Genomic DNA, 18,553 nt, shown 5'->3' with positions numbered 1-18,553 from the left:
TAGCCAGCCCCACCGAAAAGTCAACAGATGAAATCACGACGTGACATAGACGCATCATCTTTGCAGCTCAGCGGTGCTTTTTACGTGACGATTTGCCCCGGTTTGAGAAACCTTAGCCCTCGAGCGCCGTGATTTTGGCAATACGGCCCTCATGACGGCCGCCCTCAAAGGCAGTCGTGAGGAACGTCTTCACAATCTCTTTGTTGACGTCGAGGTCGATGAAGCGACCGGAGAGGCACACGACGTTGCCGTTGTTATGCTGACGGAAAAGCTCAGCAAACGCGGGCGAGGTGATCGAAGAGGCGCGCACGCCGTCGATCTTGTCCGCCGCAATGGCCATGCCAATACCCGTGCCGCAGACAAGCACGCCAAAGTCGGCAGAGCCCTCGGCCACCGCGCGCGCCACAGGCGCGGCGTAATCGGGATAGTCGACGCTCTCGGTGGAGTCGCATCCCATGTCCTCGACCTCGCAGCCGAGCTCGTTGGCGATATAGGCTTTAAGCTCCTGCTTCTGCTCGAACCCGCCGTGGTCGGCGCCGATGGCGATACGCATGCTTCATCCTCTCAAACGAATGGGTAAAAATACGTCGCTTCCTATATTACTGAATAACGCGCGTTTGCGCCGCCGGGCTGACCGGCGGGTTAAAGCGAGCGCCTCCCGGCAGGGATCCGTCCCAGCTGCCGGGAGACGCTCATGGCATGTCTGGCGCAAGAGACGCTCTACGTCAGAAGAGGTGTGCTACTTGGTCTTGGGCAGCAAGAAGAGCGCCAGGCCAGAGAGCAGAAACGGGATGGCAAGCGCGGCAAAGCCAACCGAGAAGCCCATGGCGTCGGCAATACCCGCCACAACGGTGTTGCCGATGATGGCGCCGAGGAAGGCCATGATGTTGATGACCGCGTAGGAGGAGGCGATCATCGAGACGGGCACGATAGTGCCATCCTCGTTGGCAAGCGGTGCGTAGGGCAGAGCGACGATGGCGCTGAAGACGAGCATGAGCAGGAAGGTCGAGCTGTAGAGGAAGGCGACGATGGCCACAAGCTCCTGCGAGGTGGTCATCATGTAGAGGAGCACGGCGCCGATAGCGCTGCAGATGACCGCGAAGATCTTCTCTTTACCGCGGAACCAGGCCTTGATGATGAAGTTGGAGGCGACCATAGCGACGCCCATCACGATGGCGTACCCGATAAGAATCATGTTGGTGAGACCCGGGTTCACGGCCATCTCGGCCTTGATGACATCGATACCCTGTAGATAGGAGGGCAGCCAGGCGAGCGAGACCACGCCCACCATGTTGTTGCACAGAAGCGCGAAACCGAGGACGAGCGAGTTCTTGTGCTTCCAAGCGGTGAAGAGCGACACGCTGCCCGCGGGCGGGGTGTACTTCTTGGGGACGATGACCACCATGAGCACAAGCGCGATCAAAAAGAGCGCGGAGAGCACGTAGTAGGCAATCTGCCAGCCCATACCCACAAGGCCCGTGAACACGGTGTAGGCAAGCAGGGCGCCCAGACCGGCCGTGGCGACGACCACGGACTGCACGGTCTGGCGAACCTCGGGTTGGAAGTTCTCGACAATGACCTTGGACACGCCGTTGGTGTAGCCCGTCTGGCCGATGCCGATGAAGAAACGCGAGGCCAGAAGGCCGGTGAGCACGCCCACCGCTCCGCCGGCGCCGGCGGCAAGCATGCCGGAGAGACCGAAGGTGAGCGAAGCCACCGTGAGGATGGTAAGGGCCGTGACCATGAACGGCTTATAACCAAAGCGGTCGACAATCCAGCCGGAGACGAGCGTCATCACGATATTGCTCGCGTAATAGAGGTTAGTGATGTTGGCGAACTCCGTCGCGGAGTACCCGTACTCACCGCGGATGGCCGTTGCGGCAACGCCGATCAGCGATTTGTCGAGGTTGGCCACCAGACCGATGAAGAAGAGCGTCAGAAAGATCGCTACCTCTTTACCCTTGAGCTTTCCCATTGTTTCCTCTCTTTCTTATTCGAGCGACCGTGTGGCCGCCAAGCGCCCGGGCTCGGGGCGACACCGCACCCGGGCGTTAAAGTACCGGTGGCCTTAGGCCGTGTGGGAGGCGAGCCAGTCCATGGCAACGCTAACGTGCGCCGCGCACCCCAGCTTGAAGAGCGACTCGTCGAGCGTCATGTTGGGGTTGTGCACCGGATACTCGCCGCCTGTACCGAGCTGCATAAAGAGCGACGGGACCGCCTGGCTCACGTAGGAGAAGTCCTCGGTGCCGGAGAGCGGCGGGCAGGAGATGACGTTATCCTCGCCCACCACGTCGGCAACCGACGGCGTGACCTCGCGGATGAAATCGGCGTCGTTGTTGGTGGTCGGCGTGCTAAAGAAATCGATGTGGTAGGTGCCGCGCCAGGCGCGCACGATGCCGTCGACCATCTCGGGGATGCGCTCCACCAAATGATCGCGGTCCGCGCGCGAAAGCGTGCGCATGTTGCCCTGGAGAACGGCGCTGTCGGGAATGATGTTGGTCACGGTACCCGCCTGGACGGCTCCAATGGAGAACGTCACCATGCTGCGCGGATCGGCCTCGCGCGTCATAAGGAGGTTCAGCTGCGTATAGAGCTGCGTGGCGATCATCGAGGCGTCGATGGTCTGGTTGGGCATGGAGCTGTGGCCGCCCTTGCCCTGGATTTGGATGATGAACGTGTCCATCGAGGCGCTCGCAACATCGGGCGCAAAGAAGAAGCGGCCGCGCTCAAGATCGGGCATGACGTGAAGCGCAAACGCGGCGTCGACATGCGGGTTCTCGAGCAGACCGTCGTCGATCATAAGCTTGGAGCCACAGCCCATCTCCTCGCCCGGCTGGAACATAAGCTTGACGGTGCCCTTGAGCTCCGCCTCATGCTCCTTCAGGATCTTGGCAGCACCCAGAAGCATCGCCGCGTGCGAGTCATGACCGCAGGCGTGCATGAGGCCCTCGCACTGGGACTTATAAGGAACGTCGGCGAGCTCGGTGAGCGGCAGAGCGTCGTAGTCGGCACGCAGCAGGATACAGGGTGAACCCTGGCCGATGGTCGCAACGAGGCCAGTCGCGTGCTCCATGCGCCCAAAGCCGGCGCGCTCGTACTTCTCCACCACCTCTGCGGGAATCTCGCCGCCGCAGGGCTTGGCCTCAATACCCATACGGGCGAGCTCCTCGGCAACGTACGCCTGCGTCGCGGGAAGGTCAAAGCCCTTCTCGGGATTTGCATGGATATGACGGCGCCACGCGATAATCTGGTCTTCGATGCGGGCGGCTTCTTCCAGAGCGGTCTTCACGATGCACTCCTTACCTTGGGAGCTTTGCTGATGGCCTCATCTTCCCACCGGGCGCCGGGTCGTGCGTATCGTGTTTTCATTCATTTATACTTTGTTTTGTGAATAATCTGGAATGGAGGTTGCCGTGGAACTCGACCGGTATTTGGAGCGCAACGTTGCACGTCATGTTGTTTTGACCGAGCGCTTCTACTACCAGCCAGAACAACGCATAAGCACGCTGGCGAGCGAGCTTGGCGTCGACCGCAACACCGCACTTTCTGACATCGATGCGCTGCGAGCGCTGCTCTCTCCCTACGTGCGCGCGCATGAGCGCAGGCGCGGCACCGTCCTTGTGCGCTTTGACCGCGCAACCACGCTGCTCGAGCTCATACAGCACGTATACCGCGAGTCCAACCTGCTGCTTCTTTGTAACGAGTATCTAACGGGAAAGGTGGACGTTGCCGCATTTGCGAGACGGCGCGGCCTCTCTGTCTCTGCCGCATATGCGCTCAGCCGCAAGGCCGCGACTTTTTTGGGAGCAGCGGGCGGCACAGTGAGGCGCAGCTCGCTTGACGCGAGCGAGCTCGCAATGCGCTATATCAGCATTTTGGTGAGAACGGCGCTCGGATTCCGGCCCCCGGTGCTTGAGGCGCATCTACCCGGCGTAAACCGTATGATCGCCGCGCTTGAGAGCAGGCTGGGCTTTACCCTCACCGATCTTGACCGGTCATTTTTGCGAGCCTCGACCGGGCTTGCCCTTGAGCGCGGCGGGCGCCCGCTTGACCAGGGCTTTCTTGAGGTGGTGGCGGACATGCCGGAGGTTGCGTTCTTTGAGGAGGATACGGAGGTTGACGGCCGGCGCTTTGGACACCAGGAGGCGCTCTTTATGGCCGCTATGTCCGCCTGCGTTTCCGCCAAAAACCGCATCAGCTCAACCGATGCGCTCGCCCTCTGGGCAGACGGAGATGCCTCCTACCGCGACCTCGAGAAGCGCATGCGCGCGCACTTTGGCAAAAAGGCCTGCGAAACTGAGCTCTTCCGCGCGGCACTGCGGAGGCTCTTTCTCTTTATCCGCCTGGGGGCGGCCGCAACAGCCTTCACGCAAGACCGCCCTATTCCCGACGCACGGCGCCCCGTGCTCGATGCGTGCCGAGAGATCGTGAAGGCGTGGTCGCAAACGTTTGCACCGGCGGGAGCGGGAGAAAACGACGACCTCATCGTGCAGTTTGTGCTGCAGATTCTGCCTCTTATCGATACCGATACCACGCCCGAGCGCATCTGCTGCGCCATCGTCACGGCAAGCGAGCTCAACCGTCTGACCATTGCCGCTGCCATTGAGCGGCAGCTTCCGGGAACCGCGCACGCCCTAGAGCGAGCATGCTCCACCATCGAGGCGGCCGGGGCAGAGCTCGCCCGCCTGCTGGAGAACGCCCCGGAGGCGCGCGGGATTATTGTTGTCGACCGCGAATACGCGCTCGAAACGCCCCAGGAAACGGGCTCGTACCCTATCGTTGGCACCTCTGTTGCCGAGGAGGGAGAGATGCTCGCCCGGCACCTGCAAGCAAGCACGACGGGCGGAGACTAAGGTTGCGCGGCGCTAGGCAACGCTCGGCATCAGAAGAGGCAGGCCGTCAGGCAATGTCCGGCATCAGGCAGCGCGCTGTGCTAGGCGACGGTTGAGCGGGAACGTTTGACGGCATCGTGCCAGCCGCGCAGGTTGCGGAGGCGCAACTCCTCCGCCTCATCTCCAAGCGCCGGGGAGAAACGCTCCGCAACGGCACAGTTAGAGAGTAGCTCCTCGCGATTCTCCCAATACCCAACGGAAAGACCCGCGAGGTACGCCGCGCCTATTGCCGTCGTCTCGATGGACTCCGACTGAACGACGGGAATCTTCAACAGGTCCGCCTGGAACTGCATGATGAAATCGTTGCGCGAGGCACCACCATCGACACGCAGCTCGCTGATCTCGCAGCCGGCGGCACGCTCCATGGCGCGCAGCACGTCGTAGACCTGGTAGGCGAGCGACTCGCACGCGGCGCGCACGATGGTCGAGCGCGTTGAGGCTGCCGTGAGTCCGCAGATGAGCCCGCGTGCGTCGGCATCCCACCAAGGGGCGCCGAGACCGCCGAACGCCGGCACGAGATAGCAGCCGTCGTTTGTGGCACACGAGCACGCAACCTCTGCGGTCGATTGCACATCGTCGATGATCCCGAGCCCGTCACGCAGCCAGCGCACGACCGACCCGGCATGGAAGATCGAGCCTTCGAGCGCGTAGCTCACGCGCCCGCCCTCGGCGATGCCCACGGTTGCCACGAGCCCCTCGCTGGATTCAACGACCTCATCGCCCGTGTTCATCAGCAAGAAGCAGCCCGTGCCATAGGTGTTCTTGGCCTCGCCCGGGCGGAAGCAACAATGGCCAAAGAGCGACGCCTGCTGGTCGCCCGCCACACCGGTAATGGGCGGCCGGTGACTCATGATCTCGTGCGAGACATGCCCGTAGTCGTCTGAACTCCACTTGAGCTCTGGCATCATGGCGCGCGGAATACCAAAGAGCGCAAGCAGATCGTCATCCCAATCGAGCGTGCGGATGTTGAAGAGCATCGTGCGGCTCGCGTTGGTGTAGTCGGTGGCAATGACCGCACCGCCCGTGAGGCTGTAGATGAGCCAGGTGTCGACCGTGCCAAAGACGAGCTTGCCGGCGTCTGCCATCTCGCGCGCGCCCGCAACGTTGTCGAGAATCCAGGCGACCTTTGTCGCCGAGAAGTATGCGTCGGGCGTAAGGCCCGTCTTGCGGCGAATCATGGCGGCGGTGTCCGGGTCGGCAAGTGTGCGGGCGGCGTCCGCCGTGCGGCGGCACTGCCAGCCGATGGCGTTGTAGACGGGCTGGCCGCTCTCGCGATCCCAGACGATGCACGTCTCGCGCTGGTTGGAGATGCCCACCGCGGCGATGTCCTCGGAATGAATGCCGCTTTTGAACTGGACCTCGACAATGACCGAGATCATGGATGCCAAGATCTCGGTGGGGTCCTGCTCGACCCAACCGGGATGGGGGTAGTGCATGCCGAGGGGGCGCGACGCCTGAGCGACGACCCCGCCAAACTCGTCCACAATAACGGCGCGCACCGACGTGGTGCCCGCATCGAGCGACATGATGTAGGAGCCGCCGAAGCGAAACGCCGCGTCAACGAGCCCGAGGTCTTTAAGTGAGAGAGGCATGCACGATCACCCTTTTCGCAGGGACGTCGCGCGCTCGGGGCCGCAAGGCTCCTCGAGCACACGCTTGATATCTGCCGCGGAGAGCGCGCCCTGCCGTATGATCTGTGGCTCTCCACCGGGGAATGAGACGATAGTCGACGCGTCCTGACAGGGCGTCGCGCCCGCATCGATGGCGATATCGACGCCATCGAGAATGCGTTGCTCTACCGCGCAGAACGAGGCAGGCGCGGGGGCGCCGTGGGTATTTGCGCTCGTGCAGGCAAGCGGGCTGCCGCAAGCCTCGATGAGCGCGGCCACCACCGGAGAGGCCGACGAGCGCAGCGCAACTGTTCCGTCTGCCGCGCGCATAAACGCGGGCACGTCATCACGCGCCGGGACGATAAGGGTGAGGGCGCCCGGCCAGAACGCGCGGGCGAGCGCCTGCACGCCGGGGTCGACGTCGTGCCCATAGCGCTCAAGGGCACCTGCGCCATCTACGAGCCAAGGCACGGTCTGCGCGAGGTCGCGTTGCTTGAGGTCGAAGATGCGACGATAGCCGGACCCCTCGGCGGGCACGGGGCAACCGTTAACCAAGGGCTCCGCTGCGTCCGCGGAGGGACAGGTGAATGCGGACACCGCTACGGCAAGACCGTACACGGTTTCCGTAGGGATGAGTGCGAGCCCGCCCGCCATGAGGACGCGCGCCGCCTGCGCGATTGCTGCGGACTCAGTTAGGCCCTCATCTGCTGCGGTGCGGAACACCTGGGTCATCGTTGCGTCGCCTGCTCCCTTTAAAAATCGCTCGGGCGACGGCTGTTCCGCGTCGCCCGATACTCCTGCTGACGTTTTGCGCAGTATTGTCGCACGGGAGACGGTGACATAGGGACACATTGTCAATAACGCACGCCAACGGGCCGCGTGGCTCGGCAAAAGGAGAAGATGCGTAGGAAATGTGTCGCCCGACCGCTCACGGTCGGGGTTAAGTTGTCGAGGCTCTGGCTAGGCGCGATGCGCAAGCACGAAGCGGGGCCTTCCCGTCATTTAGCTTCTATCCCGCCGCCGCCAAGCCAACATGCGAGGCGCGTGATCGCTCCCCCAGCGCCTCCTCCCGTTGCGCCAGTATTTTGCGCATCTCGACACTTTCCTTCGAGACCATTCGCGTCGCCCCCACACGCCAGGAGTCTAACTTACCCGCCTTGCAGAGCTGCGCCACACGTGCTGTGCTCACGTTCAGCGCCCGCGCGGCATCGGCGGCAGTCATAGCAGGGATATCATCACGCCCCGCAAGAACAGCAACCGCAATTACTCTTCCGCCATATTGCGGCACATGCCCCAATGCCCCTCCGGGCAGTGCCTTGCCTTTTGCCAACGAAGCTAGCGCCGCGTCCCTCAACCAGTCTGCTGCCATATAAACCGCATCATTAAAACTGGTCCCTTGAGTTCCGCCTTCCATATCGCAAGGGAGCGCGACAAAGATTCCTTCGTCGACAAACACCTCGAATTCTCTAACGAACACTTCTTCCCATTCGTTTCCCGCATGTTCTTGCGAAGACATTCCGTTATTCACGAGTCTCTCCCCTCTTGCGCTTCGCGTCCAAGGGACGTCGAACGACCAGCCCCGCCTGTTTCCGAATCCTATCCGCCAGCGCATCGCTAATCTCACCATGACGCGGCATCGTCACTCTTCCTGACCCCTTGCGGAAGTAGTCGTGTTTGCCTCCGTGCCCCATTACCCATCCGGCGGATAGAAGCTCTCGAATCAAATCCCGGCGCTTCGTCATAATGTCACCTCTATCTTAGCATTGCTAAGGCTCTATGAGTGCGGCAATAGCGCACCTTCCGAAAAGGCTTTGAATGAAAGGCTCTGTTTTTCCACATCAACGAACGGCGTCGCTTTAAGTCCGTACCAAACGCGTTGCGTTGAAACCCGCCTTACCTTAGGCGCAATGCGCGAGCACGAAGCGGGGCCTTCCCGTCATATCGGAGGCAACGCGCACGTCGGTGAATCCGGCGGCGCGGCAGAGCTCCGCAGCGGGCTCTGTGGCGGTCTCGAATAGCTCGACGGCAAACAGCGCTCCCGGCTTGAGCAAAGCCGGTGCAACGTCGAGCAGGCGCCGGAAGATATCGAGCCCGTCCGCTCCACCGTCGAGCGCGAGGTGCGGCTCAAAGGCGGCCACCTCCCGCGGGAGCGTATCTACCACCTTGGTCGGCACATAGGGCGGGTTCGAAACGAGCACGTCAAAGGCGCCGTACTCCTCAGCGTGAACAGGCGAAACCAAATCGCCCTCACGAATATCAACGGCGTCACCCGCAAGACCGGCGCGCTCGCGGTTGCGGTGCGCGAGCGCGACAGCACGCGGCTCGATATCGGTGGCAACGCAGCGAACTGCGCCCGGCCTCTCGGCAGCAAGCGAGAGCGAGATGCAACCGGTGCCGCACCCCACCTCAAGCACATGCGCAACCGGCGGTGCTACGGGCTCAGGATCCGACGCCTCGAAATCGCCTTCGCCAGCCGTGGTATCAGCAGGGGCCGCCTCGTCCGGCGTCGCTACACCGTCCGCAGCGTCCTCCTCCGCCTCCGTCGCCTCGTCATCGCTTTGCGCCTTTGCGGCAAGAGCGGCGAGCTCTTGCTCGCGCGCTTGGGCAACCTCGGCGTTCCAGGGAAGCTCAACACGCTCGCGACGCGCGACGGACGACCCGCCGGTAAGAACCGCGTGGTCGAGGTACTCGAGCACAAAGTCAACCAGCAGCTCCGTCTCGGGACGCGGGATGAGCACGCCAGGCTCGCAGAGGACGTCGAGCTGGCGGAATGAGGTTTCGCCCGTGATGTACTGCAGAGGCTCCCCCGCCGCACGGCGCTTCAAGCCATTGCGGACCGCAGCAAGCTCGGCCTCGGACAAGGGCTGATCAAAATTGAGATAGAGGTCGATGCGCTTACGATGCGCCGCGGCGCAGATCAACCACTCAGCCGCCAGGCGCGGACGCTCCTCGCCATGGCGCTCAAGATAGCCCGTGGACCACCTGAGGCAGCGCTCGATGGTCCAGACCTCTTTTTGCGGCTGTTCCGGCGCTGTGACCTGCCCCGCGTTCTGTCCAACCATTTGTTCTGTCGTGCCCATGGCTTCCCCTCATCGTCGGCTCGGTGGAGATTCTACTGCAGGCGCTCCCGGGAGACCGCCGCGCTTCTCACGTTAGCGCGCACCTCAAACAGAAATCAGCACGCCTCTCGCACCGGACAAACCATTCGCCAACTGAGATTGTACGAATTCTAACCGCCCAGCTCAGCGTGGGCGTTTTTGCACGCCTGCGCCGATGCGGGCGACGGAAGGCGCTTTGAGGTTCCATAAAACCGGCATAGAAACGGGCACCCGCAGGTGCCCGTCGCACGCAGTTGGTTTGATGGCGCGCCTTAGACCGCCTGGGCCAGCTTCTCGGCGCGATCGGCCGCGGCAAGCGCGTCGATGACGGTACCCAGCTGGTCGCCCAAAAGCACGCCGTTGTAGGTGGAGTTGAAACCGATGCGATGGTCGGTCACGCGGTCCTGCGGCTGGTTGTAGGTGCGGATCTTCTCAGAGCGGTTTCCGTGGCCGATCTGGCTCTGGCGCTCGGCACCAAGCTCGGCCTGCTGCTTCTCAAGCTCCATCTCGTAGAGGCGAGCGCGTAGCATCTGCATGCAGACCTCGCGGTTCTGGATCTGGGAGCGCTGCTCCTGGGACTGCACCACGGTGTTGGTGGGCAGGTGGGTGATGCGCACCGCCGAGTAGGTGGTGTTAACGCACTGGCCGCCGGGGCCCGACGCGCAGTAAGTGTCGATGCGCAGGTCGGACTGGTCGATCTTGATGTCGATCTCGTCCGCCTCAGGCAGCACCGCTACCGTGGCGGTCGAGGTCTGGATGCGACCCTGGCTCTCGGTCTTGGGAACGCGCTGCACGCGGTGCACGCCGCTCTCGTACTTCATGACCGAGTAGACCTTGTCGCCGTTGACCTTGAACTCAATGGACTTGAAGCCGCCGGCCTCGGACGGGCTCGAGTCGAGCACCTCGAGCTTCCAGCCCTGTGCCTCGCAGAAGTGCTGATACATCTTGAAGAGGTCGCCGGCAAAGATGGCTGCCTCGTCGCCGCCCGCGGCGGAGCGGATCTCGACGATGGTGTTCTTCTCGTCGTTGGGATCGCCCGGGATGAGCATGAACTTGATATCCTCTTCGAGCTGAGGAAGCTTTGCCTCGTTCTCGGAGATGTCCTCCTGAAGCATCGCCTTCTCGTCGGCGTCGGAGGTGTCGCGCAGCATCTCCTTGGCGGCCTCGATGTCGTCGAGGGCGCTCAGGTACTCGCGCGCGGCCGCTACCAGCGGCGTCTGATGCGCGTACTCCTTGTTGAGGCGCGTGAATTCCTTTATGTCGGAGGCAATCGAGGGGTCGGAGAGCTTCTTCTCGAGCTCCTCGTAGGCAGCGATGAGTTTTTCCAGCTTGTCGCGCATGATGGTTCCTTTGCAGGTGAGCGCCCTGGGGCGCGGAGGGTACAACGTGAGGCGCCGCGCTATGGCGGCAAAGCGACGGCCCAGCTAGAGCATGTCGAACCTGATATACATGCGCATCCTTTCTTCCGGCACCTAATCATACCCAGACCGGTGAAAAGGGCAAGCGGCGGTGCCCCTATCCTGCAGAATCGCCATCAGCGGGCTCGCCGGCATGGCAAAGGCGGCGCGCCAGAAGCGCACCGCCTCGCCCAAATCGCTCTTTTGTGCCGCCCGCGGCGGAGCCGCCCTACAGCAGCGTGATGTCGAAGGAACGCTCGAAAACCCCGCCGGGCTCGAGAATGGTGATGTCGTGCTTGTGCTCGAGCACGTCGTCCTCGGTATCGAGCGTGGTCGTGCCCGTCCAGGGCTCGAGCGCCACAAACGGCGCACCCGGGGCCGCCCACACGCCCACAAAGTCAAATCCGGGGAAGTCGACGCGAATCCCGTGGCCCGACTTGGTGCCCACGAGGGAGAGGGTGTTGCCGGGCACGTGGTCGAGAATCATCGTGTCGTAGCGGAAGATGTCGCGCGTGAGCGGCAGCGTATCGGAGCCGTCAACCGTGCGGAACGTATCCTCGTACGTGGCAAGTCCGCCCTCAACGAGTTTGGGGCAATCGGCCGTCCACGCCTCGGCAAAACGGAACTCGTAGTCCTCGTACGCCTCGTCGGTGCCCTCGACCGGGATGTTGAACGCCGGGTGCCCACCCACCGAGAACGGCAGGTCAACATTGCCCGTGTTCTCGACGCGGAAGGTCTGCGTGAGCGTGGCGTCGCCCGTGATGGCATATGTCATGTTGAGCTTGAAGTCGTAGGGGTACTGCGCGCGCGTCTCGTCGTTGCTCACGAGCTCGAAGGTCACACTCGAGCCGTCGTCGGAGGTCGAGACCACCTCATGCTCGTTGATGCGCGCCACGCCGTGGCGACCCATATGGCACGGACCCTCGGCAGACTCGGCAACGTCATTGCGGATGGAGCCCACAATGGGGAACAACACCGGCGCGTGCTTGCCCCAAAACGCCGGGTCCGCCTGCCAGAGATACTCGCGCCCGTCGAGTGCGAGGCTCTGGAGCTCGGCGCCCATGGAGTCAATCTTGGCGGTGAGCCCGCCCTTCTGGATAGTGACGACGCTAGACATCAATGCCCCTTTCGCAGATGGCGACGGGTCTTCCCGTCAAACCCGACCATACCGATAGTAAACCGGCCCGCGCCGGCCTCCTCAACCTATCTTATCCGTTGCGGCGGGCGCGCGCGGCGGTTCATCCGCAGACGGTTGCCGCGCACCAGTCGCCCCGCACCACACCGCTCCAGGGCTCAAGTCGCTTATGAGCGTAAAAACGGTGCCCTAGCTATCGCTGCTCTTGTTTTCAGGGAAAAGCGTCTATGTTTTCCCAGATAGTTGCTTTAGCTAGATAAAGTGTCCCGAAAGCCCACGCTCTTTACGCTCATGAACGACTTGGGCTGGCGCAAAGGAACGATTCGAGCCCTCTCGAGCCGCCGGGGCATGACAACATAAAGCCCCGCCGCAGGCACTGGCACCTGCGACGGGGCTCGTTGCAACGAACAGTTCGTCGGTCCGCGCGACTACTCGAGCTCGAAGGCTCCGGTGTAGAGCTGGTAGTACGTACCGCGCTTGGCGATGAGCTCATCGTGGCTGCCGCGCTCGATGATGCGACCGTGGTCGAGCACGATGATGGCATCGGAGTTGCGGACGGTCGACAGACGGTGCGCAATCACGAACGTGGTGCGCCCGTTCATGAGGGCGTCCATACCGCGCTGCACGATAGCCTCAGTACGCGTGTCGATCGACGACGTCGCCTCGTCCAGAATCATGACGGGCGGGTCGGCGACGGCGGCACGGCTGATCGAGAGCAGCTGACGCTGGCCCTGCGACAGATTCGAGCCGTTGTCGGTAAGCATCGTCTGGTAGCCCTGCGGCAGGCGCTCGATGAAGCCGTGCGCGCCAGCGAGCTTGGCGGCGGCGATGCACTCCTCATCGCTTGCGTCGAGGCGACCGTAGCGGATGTTGTCCATAACGGTACCCGTGAACAGGTTCACGTCCTGCAGGACCATGCCGAGCGAGCGGCGCAGGTCGTCCTTCTTGATCTTGGTGACGTTGATGCCGTCGTAGCGGATCTTGCCGTCCTGGATGTCGTAGAAGCGGTTGATCAGGTTCGTGATGGTGGTCTTACCGGCACCGGTAGCACCCACGAAGGCGATCTTCTGGCCAGGCTTTGCCCAAACGGAGATGTCGTGCAGCACCGTGTGGCCCGGCTTGTAGCCAAAGTCCACGTCAAAGAGGCGCACGTCGCCCTCGAGAGGCACAAGCTCGGTCTCACCGGTGTGGTGCGGCCACTTCCACGCCCAACGGCCGGTGCGCTTGTCGGTCTCGACAATCTTGCCGTTCTCCATCTTGGTGTTGACGAGCGTCACGTAGCCCTCGTCATGCTCGGTCTCCTCGTCGAGCAGCTCGAAGAGGCGCTCGGCGCCGGCGAGGCCCATGACCACGGCGTTGATCTGCTGCGAGATCTGACCGATCTGGCCGGCAAACTGCTTGGTCATGTTCAGGAACGGCACCGCCACCGCAATGGTGAGCGGCAGGCCCGAGAACGAAAGGTTGGGCACCTGATAGGCAATAAAGACACCGCCCATAAGCGCCACGACCACGTAGAGCAGGTTGCCGAGGTTCATGAGGATGGGGCCGAGCGTGTTGGAGTAGAGGTTCGCAGCGCGCGACGCACGGAAGAGCGCCTCGTTACGGACGTCGAAGTCCTCCTGGGCGGCATCCTCGTGGCAGAAGACCTTCACCACGCGCTGGCCGTTCATGATCTCCTCGACGTGGCCCTCGACAACACCAATCTCCTTCTGCTGCGCAACAAAGTTCTTGGCGGAGCGGCCGCCGAGCGTCTTGGTCATGTAAGCCATAAAGAGCACGCCGGCGATAACCACGAGGAACATCCACACGCTGTAGTAGAGCATGACGCAGGTCACCGAGCAGATGGTGACGATGGTGAGCGTGATGTTGGGCAGCGACTGGCCAATCATCTGGCGAAGCGTGTCGATGTCGTTGGTGTAGTGGCTCATGATGTCGCCACGCTGATGCGTGTCGAAGTAGCTGATCGGCAGGTCCTGCATGTGATCGAAGAGCTTCTCGCGGAACTTCTCGAGCGAGCCCTGCGTGATGATGGCCATCATGCGGGTGTAGCTGAAGTTCAGCACGAGGATGATGGCGTACATGCCAATAAGCGTGAGCGTGAGCGTGGTGATCTGGCCGGACACGCTCGCCCAGTCGCCCGTCTGCCACACAGCGGTCACGATCTCGAGCGCGCGCTGCATAAAGGTCGCAGGCAGCGTGCCCAGGATGCCGGAAATGATGATGAACACCAGCACGAGCGGCAGCATCTTGGGATAGAAGGAGAACAGGGTCTTGATGACGCGGCCGAGCGTCTTGAGCTGAACGCCCATACCCTTCTTCTGGGGCATGGCGCGGCGGCCGGCGACGTTTTGGCGCGTATCGTTCTCATCCACGTAGCGCGGGTCGCGCTTCTGGGGCGCCGGGTAGGAGTTGTCGTTGCCGGAGGCGGCGCTCACGCGCTCGACCTCGGCCTCAAAGTCCTTCTCGGTGAACTCGGTCTTACTGCTCATCGGCGACACCTCCTTCCAGGGCGTGCTCAACGTGCGGCGCGGGCTCGGCGGCGGCATCTGCCTCCGCGCCCTCCTCACCGGTACGGTTCTGCGAGATGTAGGTCTCGCGGTAAATCTCGCAGTTCTCCATGAGCTCGGCGTGGCTGCCGAGGCCGGCGATGCGGCCGTTGTCGAGCACGAGAATGCGGTCGGCATGCTCAACGGAGCTTGTACGCTGCGCGATGATGATCTTGGTCGTGTCGGGCAGGTAGCTCGCCAGACCCTCGCGGATAAGCGCGTCGGTCTTGGTGTCGACGGCGCTCGTGGAGTCGTCGAGGATGAGGACCTTCGGGCGCTTCAGCAGGGCGCGCGCAATGCACAGACGCTGCTTCTGGCCGCCGGAGACGTTGGTGCCGCCCTGCTCGATGTAGGTGTCGTACTTCTGCGGGAAGCCCTGGATGAACTCGTCCGCCTGAGCGAGCTTGCAGACCTCCACGAGCTCGTCGTAGGAGGCGTTCGGGTCGCCCCAACGCAGGTTCTCCTTGATGGTGCCCGAGAAGAGCACGTTTTTCTGCAGCACCACGGCGACGTTGTTGCGGAGGTACTCGAGGTCGTAGTCGCGCACGTCCACGCCGCCGACCTTGACGGAGCCCTCGGTCACGTCGTACAGGCGGCTGATGAGGTTCACGAGCGAGGTCTTAGCCGAACCGGTGCCGCCCATGATGCCAATGGTCTCGCCGGAGCGAATGTGCAGGTCGATGTCGGTCAACGCCGCGTTCTCGGCCTTCTCGGAATACTTGAACGTCACATGGTCAAAGTCGATGGAGCCATCCGCCATCTCCATCACCGGATTCTCCGGGTTTTTGATGGTGGGCTCGGTCTCGATAACCTCAACGATACGCTCGGCAGACTCCTGCGCCATGGTGATCATGGCAAAGACCATCGACACCATCATGAGGGCCATCAAGATCATGAAGCCGTAGGTGGTGAGTGCCGAGAACTGGCCGACGTTCAGCGCCACGCCCTTGGTGGAAACGATGAGGTAGCTACCGAACTGGATGACCACGGCAAAAACCGTGAACACGGCGAGGTTCATCATCGGCGCGTTGAAGGCGAGGATCTTCTCGGCACGGGTGAAGTCGCGGCAGACGTCCTGAGCGGCGCGGCCGAACTTCTCCTTCTCGTACTCCTGGCGCACGTAGCTCTTGACATCGCGCATGCCGGTGACGTTCTCCTCGATGGACTCGTTCAGCGCGTCGTACTTATGGAAGACCGCGCGGAAGATTGGGTGCACGGTGCGCACAACCTTGAAGAGACCAAAGCCCAGAAGCGGCACGACAATCACATACACGATGGCCATGGGGCCGCCCATGATGAAGCCCATGACGATGCCGGCGAGCAGCAGCATCGGGCAGCGGATGGCGGTGCGGATAACCATCATGTAGGCGAGCTGGACGTTCGTGATGTCCGTCGTGAGACGGGTCACGAGCGAGGAGCTCGAGAACTGATCGATGTTGGCGAAGCTGAAGCGCTGCACGGCGGCAAAGACGTCGTGACGCAGGTTCTTGGCAAAGCCGCAGCTGGCCTCGGAGCAGGTGATGCCCGCGCCGATACCAAAGGCGAGCGAGGCGAGCGCCATGGCGATCAGGATGCCCGCGTAGGGCAGCATCTCGTGCACCCCGGCCCCGGCCTGAATGGTGTTGATGAGCTGGGCGGTCACGAACGGGATCGCCACCTCCATCACCACCTCGCCGGACACGATGATCGGGGTCGCGATGGCCGCCTTCCGGTACTCGCGGATGCTTGCCATCAGGGTTTTAAGCATCTAGTTCCTCCCATCTGGTACGAATGCGCTTAAGCATGTCAAGAAGCTGGAGCTTCTCGGCGTCGTCGAGGCACGTAAACGCCTCGGCGCGAAACTTGGTACGGCCCTCCTGCTCGAGGCGTGCCTGCTCAAAGCCGGCATCGGTGAGCCGAACCGTAAGCTGGCGGCGGTCCTCGGGGTTGCGCTTGCGCTCGATGAGACCGCAGGTCTCCATCTTGTTGAGCACCTCCGAGAGTGACCCCGGCTTGAGCTCAAAGCTGGCGCCGAGCTCCTGCTGCGACATCTGGCCGCCGCGTTTGGCGATGAGGCAGATGATAGGCGCTCGTCCGGACATACCTCCGTTACGGAAGTGGAGATAGTGCCCGCAGAAGCCGAGGCCGTGCAGCAGCTCGCGCGCGAGGTCGTCGGCAGCTTGCGCCGCCTCGTCAGTGGGCTGCGCCGCAGCGGCGGTATCGTCCACGTTCTGTTCTTGCTTGTCACACATACGTTCCTCCCCTCTATACTCCCAACTTGATTTGACGGGAGAAGTCTACTCCCCTCATCCGCAACTATCAAGGTACCAAATCATTAGGTTGCAATATTGTACGGGTTCTTAACAATTGATGGGTCAAGTAACGTCTTTCCACCTGCTCCGAGCGCAGGCGGGCGGCACGAGTCGCTGCAGCTAGCGGAGCCGCGTGAATCGGCGAGTACCGAAGCAGTGGGGTCTGCACTGCGCCCGAAAACCCGATGCGGCTCTCCCTGCAAAAAGTGAGGTAGTGAACCCGGCGCCGGCAAGGCGCTGAATCGCGCATTATCGGGTTCACTACTTCATTTTTTGCAAGAAACGGCAGCCGGGTTCATTACCTCACTTTTTGCATGAAGCGGGGCAAAGGGCGGCCGGTGCTTTACCATGAGAGCCGTCCCCATAGGGTAAGGAGCACGCATGACCGACTATCAAAAGCCGCAGGCCACCGTCGACGTGGGCCAAGGCAAGCCCATACCCGTGCTCGTGCCCGAGTCCGAGCAGTTTGCTCGGCGTCTCATCAAGGTCGCACGTCTGCGCCGCCGCTGGGCAGCGCGCGAGAGCATCACCTGCTACCGCGTCTACGACGCCGACCTCCCCGACTACGCCGCCGCCATCGATCTGTACGAGGGCGCGCCCGAAACACCGGGCCGCTGGCTCGTTATCGCCGAGTATGCCGCGCCCAAGACGGTCGACCCGGCGCTCGCCCACGCCCGCATGACCGACATCCTTGCCATTGCGCCGCGCGTGCTCGACGTGCCTGCCGACCACGTGCACGCCCGCGAACGCCTGCGGGCGCGTGGCGGCTCGCAGTACGCCCTCGCCGGCGAGGCCGACCCGCGCCACGGCGGCCTTGGCCGTGCAAGCGGCTCCCGCGCCGCGACTTCGACCGTCGGCAAAGCTGGCGCGGCTTCAACCGGATCGGCCGCAGGCAGTAAAGCACCCGCAAGCGGCGCAGCGGCGGCAGGCGATGCCCTCGCCCACCCGCTTATCCGCGAGGGCGGTCTCACCTTTGAGGTGAACTTTGACGATTACCTCGACACCGGTATCTTCCTCGACCACCGCGTGACGCGCGGCCTTGTGCGCGAGCACGCGCGCGGGCGTCGCTGGTTTTTGAACCTCTTTGCCTACACGGGCACGGCTACCTGCTACGCCGCCGACGCCGGCGTGGAGGAGACGGTAACCGTTGACCTCTCTAATACCTACCTCGACTGGGCGGAGCGCAACATGGTGCGCAACGGCTTCACCGGCCCCGAGCACCATTTTGTGCGTGCCGACGTGCTGGCGTGGATCCGCCAGATGCGCAAAAACCCGGACAACCGTTGGGACCTTATCTTCTGCGACCCGCCGACCTTCTCCAACTCGAGTAAGATGGGTCAGCGCACCTGGGATGTGCAGCGCGACCACGTGGAGCTCCTCTGCGGCGTGGCGGGCCTGCTGACCGACGACGGCGAGGCAATCTTTAGCTGCAACCTGCGCACCTTTAGGCCCAACGTCCGCGAGCTCGAGCGCCGCGGGGTCGTGCTTGAGGACATCTCCGCCGAGACGATTCCCGAGGACTTCTCGCGCAACGCCCGCATCCACCGCTGCTACCTCGTCCGCAACGTACGGAACAGCAGGTAG

The 18,553-nt window shown here is 62.7% G+C and carries 14 protein-coding genes; 2 read left to right on the top strand and 12 right to left on the bottom strand.

Going from position 1 to position 18,553, the window contains the following annotated elements; genetic code table 11:
- Window positions 1-112: 112 nt before the first annotated feature.
- From rpiB to B5F89_RS08885, 3 genes are all read right to left on the bottom strand, one after another.
- Window positions 113-553 carry a ribose 5-phosphate isomerase B gene (rpiB, locus tag B5F89_RS08895; RefSeq protein ID WP_087431430.1) on the bottom strand — a complete coding sequence of 147 codons (441 nt, stop codon included), beginning with the start codon at window positions 551-553 and terminating at the stop codon, window positions 113-115.
- A 186-nt stretch (window positions 554-739) separates the two neighbouring features.
- On the bottom strand, window positions 740-1,975 hold the full coding sequence (locus tag B5F89_RS08890) for an MFS transporter (RefSeq protein WP_087431429.1): 1,236 nt from the start codon (window positions 1,973-1,975) through the stop codon (window positions 740-742).
- Window positions 1,976-2,068: 93 nt separating this feature from the next.
- The gene (locus B5F89_RS08885; RefSeq protein WP_204230658.1) at window positions 2,069-3,289 is read right to left on the bottom strand and encodes a M20 family metallopeptidase; all 1,221 of its coding nucleotides are present in this window, start codon (window positions 3,287-3,289) and stop codon (window positions 2,069-2,071) included.
- Between the two features lie 124 nt (window positions 3,290-3,413).
- Between B5F89_RS08885 and B5F89_RS08880 the strand changes: the two genes are divergently transcribed.
- On the top strand, window positions 3,414-4,853 hold the full coding sequence (locus B5F89_RS08880; protein ID WP_087431428.1) for a hypothetical protein: 1,440 nt from the start codon (window positions 3,414-3,416) through the stop codon (window positions 4,851-4,853).
- Between the two features lie 80 nt (window positions 4,854-4,933).
- On the opposite strand, the gene glpK is transcribed toward B5F89_RS08880, so the two are convergent.
- The 9 genes from glpK to B5F89_RS08830 all read right to left on the bottom strand — a co-directional run bounded on the left by glpK (window position 4,934) and on the right by B5F89_RS08830 (window position 16,909).
- Window positions 4,934-6,484 carry a glycerol kinase GlpK gene (gene glpK / locus B5F89_RS08875; protein WP_087431427.1) on the bottom strand — a complete coding sequence of 517 codons (1,551 nt, stop codon included), beginning with the start codon at window positions 6,482-6,484 and terminating at the stop codon, window positions 4,934-4,936.
- 6 nt (window positions 6,485-6,490) lie between these two features.
- Entirely contained in the window at window positions 6,491-7,234 is a 744-nt protein-coding gene (locus B5F89_RS08870; RefSeq protein WP_087431426.1) for an L-threonylcarbamoyladenylate synthase, read from the bottom strand.
- A gap of 277 nt (window positions 7,235-7,511) precedes the next feature.
- Complete coding sequence (locus tag B5F89_RS08865; RefSeq protein ID WP_143758360.1) at window positions 7,512-8,030, bottom strand: DNA-binding protein; 519 nt, start codon at window positions 8,028-8,030, stop codon at window positions 7,512-7,514.
- 370 nt (window positions 8,031-8,400) lie between these two features.
- Window positions 8,401-9,582 (bottom strand): HemK/PrmC family methyltransferase, encoded by a 1,182-nt coding sequence (locus B5F89_RS08855; protein WP_239286728.1) that lies wholly within the window; start codon window positions 9,580-9,582, stop codon window positions 8,401-8,403.
- Window positions 9,583-9,872: 290 nt separating this feature from the next.
- Entirely contained in the window at window positions 9,873-10,940 is a 1,068-nt protein-coding gene (gene prfA / locus B5F89_RS08850; RefSeq protein WP_087431423.1) for a peptide chain release factor 1, read from the bottom strand.
- Between the two features lie 286 nt (window positions 10,941-11,226).
- Window positions 11,227-12,114, bottom strand: coding sequence for an aldose 1-epimerase family protein (locus tag B5F89_RS08845; protein ID WP_087431422.1), 888 nt, complete (start codon window positions 12,112-12,114; stop codon window positions 11,227-11,229).
- Window positions 12,115-12,560: 446 nt separating this feature from the next.
- Window positions 12,561-14,459: an ABC transporter ATP-binding protein gene (locus B5F89_RS08840; RefSeq protein ID WP_087431456.1), complete on the bottom strand. Its 1,899-nt coding sequence runs from the start codon at window positions 14,457-14,459 to the stop codon at window positions 12,561-12,563.
- Between the two features lie 151 nt (window positions 14,460-14,610).
- Complete coding sequence (locus B5F89_RS08835) at window positions 14,611-16,425, bottom strand: ABC transporter ATP-binding protein (protein WP_087431421.1); 1,815 nt, start codon at window positions 16,423-16,425, stop codon at window positions 14,611-14,613.
- Window positions 16,418-16,909: a MarR family transcriptional regulator gene (locus B5F89_RS08830; RefSeq protein WP_087431420.1), complete on the bottom strand. Its 492-nt coding sequence runs from the start codon at window positions 16,907-16,909 to the stop codon at window positions 16,418-16,420. Before B5F89_RS08830 ends, B5F89_RS08835 begins: the two co-directional genes overlap by 8 nt.
- Before the next feature lie 441 nt (window positions 16,910-17,350).
- Here B5F89_RS08830 and B5F89_RS08825 point away from each other — a divergent pair, with 441 nt between their 5' ends.
- Window positions 17,351-18,553, top strand: a complete 1,203-nt coding sequence (locus B5F89_RS08825) for a class I SAM-dependent methyltransferase (protein ID WP_087431419.1) — start codon at window positions 17,351-17,353, stop codon at window positions 18,551-18,553.

The organism is Collinsella sp. An307 (assembly GCF_002161805.1).
Classification (GTDB): domain Bacteria; phylum Actinomycetota; class Coriobacteriia; order Coriobacteriales; family Coriobacteriaceae; genus Coprousia.
Note: the sequence above shows the minus strand (reverse complement) of the source record. Positions and strands in the feature narration are given on the sequence as shown.